The following is a 5239-nucleotide window of genomic DNA, read 5'->3' as shown; positions in this document are numbered from 1 at the left end:
GCCCTTCAGTTGCTTGACGTCATCGAATACGAGCAGGTCATGTTCAAGGGCGTGGAGGCTCTCCTGCAGCGAGAAGATATCAGCGGCAAGATTGCGCATGATGGTGCCGGGCGACACCTCGATGAAGGGCGGAATTCCGTAGCTGTGCTTGAATCCGTTCTCGACATGCAGGATCTCGTGGTCGAGTTCGCCGACCTGTTCCTTCAGAATCTTGTTGTAGTGTTTCAACCGGTCTTCGCCGATGTTGTTGATGGCGCTCTGGTCAATGTGTTCTAACTCCAACTGCAACTCGAGCAACTGCAACAGGCTGTTTTTGCTATATGCCTGGTTGGCCCTTTGCATCAGAGCGGTCTTCCGATCACGCTCCTGCGGATCGGTTTCGCGGTCGGGATGCAAGGCGCTGGCCAGTTTGCGATAGACCTCGCGGATCGATAAGCTCAGTTCGGCCTGCTCAACTTGTTCTCGTGCCTCTGCGGCGAGTTGCCTAGGCGTCTTTTTTCGTTTGGCGCGGCGCGCTTCCCGAGCCTGGTTTTCGAGTGCATCTTGTGCCTGCAGCTGTTCCATTTGCGCGTGCGCACGCTGCAGCACATCCTCGGGCGAACTCATATCAACGTCGTCGCCCAACTCGACCCCGAGCATAGCTTCGAGCGCTGATTTCACGTCGTCCAACTCGGCGGCGGCTTCACTGTCAAAGTCAGATTCGCTATACCGGTTGTAAATCGTTTTAAGCTCCGGATCATCGCTCTGCGCGACCAGCTCACCTGCCAAGTCGCTGATCAGGTCTGCAATCGTGCGTCGCTCGGATTTGGTCAGCCCCCTCTGACCGTACGCCTGGTCCAGGCGATGCACGAGCTTGGTCCGCAAGTCGACGGAAGTTTGCTCAAGGGGAGCGAACTCGCTTAGGTATTTCCGATGGAAGGCAGGCATTGCAGCCTCCCAGGCACTCAGCCGGGCGCGCCGCTTTTCGATCTGCTTGATCAGCGTGTTGAACGCCTTTTGCCCCTTCGACAGATGAGACTTGTTATGGTCGAGAGCAATGCTGATGGACCTGAGATTTGTCCTGGTCATGGGATGATTTCCGCTGGTTGATGCGAGAGCGAGCACCCCGCTATTTTAGCCGAGGTCGCGGTTGCACCGCGCTGGCGCTCGCGCTGCGATAGCGAGCACGCGCACGTTGCCGATCGATGATCGACTTATGCGGGAGCTCATGGAGAACGCGGATTGGACCCCAGATCGGGGTGCTTCAGGGGTGGGTTGTAGCGAGCTGCACTCGTTTGGCGAAGTTAAACGGCAGCAGGTCGCTGATGTCAGTGTCCGATGCCCGTTGTGGCATCTCGGTCAGCACATGATGCAGATACGCATAGGGCTCGACGTCGCAGGCCCGGCACGTCAGCACGAGACTGTAGACGATGGCGCTCGCCTTCGCGCCCGCAACTGTGTCAGAGAAGAGCCATGAATTTCTCGCTGTTGCAAATGACCTTATGTCTCTTTCCAGAATGTTGTTATCCACGGGGGCACGCCCATCGATCACGTAGCGGCTTAGATATTTCCATTGGTTTATCGTGTAGCTGATCGCCTTGCCCAACAGGCTTTCAGGCAGCACTTGGAGCGCCTGTGTGTCCAGCCAAGCCTTGAACGCTTCTAGCAACGGCACGCTGTGTTCCTGCCGCAGCCGGTAGGTGTAGTCGGCTCGCGCCTCGCCATCGGGCAGTTCTGCCCGGGCCAGGGTCTCGACCTGATACAGCGCCCGGAAGTACTCAAGCGCCTGCAGCGCGCGACCACCGGTTTTCTTCTTCTGCCCCTTGTGCGCGTCGACGAACAGGCGCCGCGAATGGGCCATGCATCCGAAGTGGGTCACGCCTTCGAGCGGGCGCCAAGCGCTGTAGCCGTCGGTCATCAGCATGCCATCGTAGCCAGAGAGAAACACCTGCGGATATTGCTGTCCGCGCCCCGGCTGGTAGTCGAACAGCACCACCGGCTGTTCGCTGTCCGCGCCGCTTCTGTACGTCCACATGTAACTCGTGCTTTGCGGCGTCTTGCCTTCTTCCTTGAGGACCTGCACCGTCGTTTCGTCGCCGTGAATTAGCGGCTGCGACAACAGTGTCTGGCGCATCGCTTCGTACAGCCGACTGTAGTGCAGCTCGGCAGGCCTGATGATCCAGTTCGCCAGCGTGCCACGGCCCACCGCAATGCCCGCACGGGCCAGCGCGTGTTCCATCCGATACAGCGGCGTGCCGTCAACATATTTGCCGGTTGTCACCGTCGCAATCATCGCCGCGCTCGCGCTACTACCCGGCAACGGCTGCACGGGCATCGGCGCGATCACCATCGGCGTGCGTTCGGCGTTGCGCTCGCAGTGGCGGCACGCGTATTTGAAGCGCACATGTTGCAGCACCAGCGCCTTGATCTCGATGTGCAACTGCTCGCTCGTCTGTTCGCCCATGCGGTGCAGCGCGTTCTGGCAGCACGCACAGAGCTTCTGCTCATCGGGCAGATCGTACTCGATGCGCCGGCGCGCCAGCTCCGCCGGCAGTGGCTTGCGTCCGCGCTTACCGCGCTCGGGCTTATCAACCTCCGGCAGTCCCGTATCGGGCAGCGCGAATGCGTCATCCGAATCATCGTCGGCAGGTTCGGTCGCGGCGATCTGCTCGGCTTCGTCGAACACGCGATCCTTGAGTTTCTCGCTGCTCGGGGCGAAGCGCTTGAGTTGCGCCAGACGGAACAACTCCTCGAGTTGCCCGATGCGTTGCGTAAGTTGCTGGTTCTTGGACTGAAGCTCGAGAATGCGCGCGATCAGCTCATCGGGCGAGAGCTGTTTGAGATCGTCCTCAGCGGACGGGGAGCGGGCGTCGGTATTCATGTGCTCCACGATAGCGAAGCCGCACAACGAATGGGTTTACCTCAAAGTGTAACAATTGCGCCGGGCGCCGCGCGTACCACGCCCGGTGCGCTGCTACTGAACGTTCAGCTCACGTGTCGGTACTGTCTCGAAGGGTGACGACGTACCGCGTCGATGTCGATGCCTTCGAGTAACCAGTGAAGCTGTTCGGTCGTGAGCTCCATCACCGCCTGTTGGCGGCGTGGCCAGACGAAACGGTCAACCTCTAACCGTTTCATCATCAGCCAAAAACCCGAGCGCTCGTAAAACAGCAGCTTGATGCGGTTGGCCCGCTTGTTACGGAAGGCGAAGACCGCACGGGCAAATGGGTCAAGCTGCATGGACTGCTCGACCAAGATAACAAGACCGTTAATCCCGTTCCTAAAATCGACCGCGTCGCGGTGCAGGTAGACCCGCAGTTCAGCGTCCAGTCGGAACATCACAGCGTCCAAGCGTTTCTATCATCGCCGACACCAACGTCGCGTCCTGGGCACCGCACTCGAGTCTGAGCGTGATGCCGTTGGGCATTTCCACCGTCAACCGTGATGGTGCCGCGGGGTGCTGCGCTACACGCGGAGCTTCGCGGTGCGGCGGCGGCAACCTGGGTAGCTGAGGTTGCGGCTCGGCGCTAGCGCTCTCGAAGACCGGAACAAACGCCGCCGCGTCCCCTGACACCTGCGTAGCTCTCGTGTCGCGGTGTTCCTTCTGGTGCTCGCAGATCCACCGGCGTAGTAAATTGGCGTTCACACCAGCCCTCAGCGCCATGCCAGCTACCGATACTCCGGGCTGCAGGCAAGCCTCGATCAACCTCTGCCTGTCCCGTTTGTCGAAACGTCGTTTGCCGTCCCGCCCCACGCTGACAACCTTGAGCGGCAAAAAATCCAAATCTGAATAGTTCTGTGTCATGGAAGGTGTCCACTGATTTCAGTGGACACATCCTGCTCCGTCCGCACCCAAGATGCCATGTGCGCTCAATTCACCGCTTACCATTCGGTGGCGCTTCGCGATTGTCTCTTGCTGGCCGAACTGAGCCCGACGACGGCCGGCTCTGATCGACCGACTGCCGCCGCCCCGAACAGCGCCGCCGCTGTGACCGCTGAAGGCACACGGCCGTCGACTCTTCGAGTCCACCGGCGATTAATTGGCGTTATGCAAAGCGCTTTATACGGCCAACGAGGATCGGCACGTCAATCCTTCTTCCGTCTTTCGATTTCTTGTCTCACACGTTCGATTTCAAGCCGTTTGGCTTCCTTTGTTCCCCATGGTGGCGCTCTGTTCTGGGTGGCTTCGGCGGCGGCATGAATACGTGCTTTGGCCGCAAGTTGGTTGGCTCTGCGTTCGTCCAACTCCCTCATTTTGGCCGCTTGCCGCTCGGCGGAGCGCTCAGCCGCAATGGGTGTAGTTCGTTCAGGTAGTCCGGCAAGGATCACAAGCTTGTCAATATTGTCCCAGGTGCTGATCCAGCCGTCGTTGTAGGCAAACTCGCTAATCAACGGGAGGTTAAGTGCCGTGTAGATCGGGATCCAGTTTTCTTCTTCGCCCTGGCGGCGACGCACAGCAAGTTTGGGATTGAACTGGTACCGCCCGGTGGATACGCGCAGAAACAGGGATCGGTTGTAGGCATAGTCTCTGTCGATTTCGTTCCTTGCCAGCACGCCAGAAAGATGCTGGCGCTTGTTGCGCTCTGGCCGCACTAGGTTAGCGGGTAAGTGTTGCCAGGCATCGAGGATGATTTGGGTCTGGAACGCGCTGTCTGCATTGCGTCGTATCTTGCTGAATCGGGCTTTGAACAATACCCACAGGGTCTGGAACAGAAAGTATTCAGACAGATGCCGGTCGATGCGGACCAAGCGATCACCCGCTCTGACATCAATGCAGGGCGGAGCCAAGCATTCATAGATCGCCGCCAGCGGGCCAGCAGCGAACTTTGCATCGCCAAATGCCTGACGCAAAGCCCAGTGCAGTGCATTGTGACCATAGTGATCGACGGCATCGCGGTCGGCACCGCGCTCCAGCAGGGCTTCCACCAGCGCCACATTTCCTGCAGCAGCTGCGGCCATCAGTGGCGTCTGGTTCATTGGCAGGCGATGATCGACGCCATGCTGGTCACACTGCCTGAGGATGTCCTTGAAGTGATTGGCGAAGAAAGGGACGTAGCTCTTGCGGGCGAACACCGCGCGCTGCTGATCAAAGGTTCGTGCCCGCTCGAACTTCGCCTCAACGGCCAGCCACTCGGCGAGCTGCGGTTCATCGAAGCAGGTGGCATAGTTAAAGAGTTGCTGCTTGCCCTTGTTACCCGGAGACTGCTCGCGGAAGACCTTGATCAACAGTTCCGTGACCTTGGCCTCATCGAACACCGGC

5 protein-coding genes are annotated in these 5239 nt (G+C 59.3%); all 5 read right to left on the bottom strand.

The annotated features are described in order from the left end of the window. On the bottom strand, window positions 1-1068 hold a 1068-nt coding region (locus WCA53_RS29930), incomplete at its 3' end, for a molecular chaperone DnaJ (RefSeq protein WP_423919853.1). Between the two features lie 175 nt (window positions 1069-1243). Continuing rightward, window positions 1244-2860: an IS66 family transposase gene (gene tnpC, locus WCA53_RS29925; protein WP_423919850.1), complete on the bottom strand. Its 1617-nt coding sequence runs from the start codon at window positions 2858-2860 to the stop codon at window positions 1244-1246. Between the two features lie 104 nt (window positions 2861-2964). Then, window positions 2965-3318: an IS66 family insertion sequence element accessory protein TnpB gene (gene tnpB, locus WCA53_RS29920; protein WP_423919847.1), complete on the bottom strand. Its 354-nt coding sequence runs from the start codon at window positions 3316-3318 to the stop codon at window positions 2965-2967. After that, complete coding sequence (gene tnpA / locus WCA53_RS29915) at window positions 3299-3784, bottom strand: IS66-like element accessory protein TnpA (protein ID WP_423919843.1); 486 nt, start codon at window positions 3782-3784, stop codon at window positions 3299-3301. Before tnpA ends, tnpB begins: the two co-directional genes overlap by 20 nt. Before the next feature lie 281 nt (window positions 3785-4065). Next, a partial coding sequence (locus WCA53_RS29910; protein WP_423919839.1) for an ankyrin repeat domain-containing protein occupies window positions 4066-5239 on the bottom strand: 1174 nt, incomplete at its 5' end.

The sequence above is a fragment of the Caballeronia sp. genome (assembly GCF_049581465.1).
In the GTDB taxonomy this organism is placed as follows: Bacteria; Pseudomonadota; Gammaproteobacteria; order Burkholderiales; family Burkholderiaceae; genus Caballeronia.
This window is presented reverse-complemented; position numbering and strand designations above follow the sequence as displayed.

Bases quoted from the DNA above. Each gene is read 5' to 3' on its own strand.
- tnpA (WP_423919843.1), bottom strand. From the start codon at position 3,784: ATGACACAGAACTATTCAGATTTGGATTTTTTGCCGCTCAAGGTTGTC.
- tnpB (WP_423919847.1), bottom strand. From the start codon at position 3,318: ATGTTCCGACTGGACGCTGAACTGCGGGTCTACCTGCACCGCGACGCG.
- tnpC (WP_423919850.1), bottom strand. From the start codon at position 2,860: ATGAATACCGACGCCCGCTCCCCGTCCGCTGAGGACGATCTCAAACAG.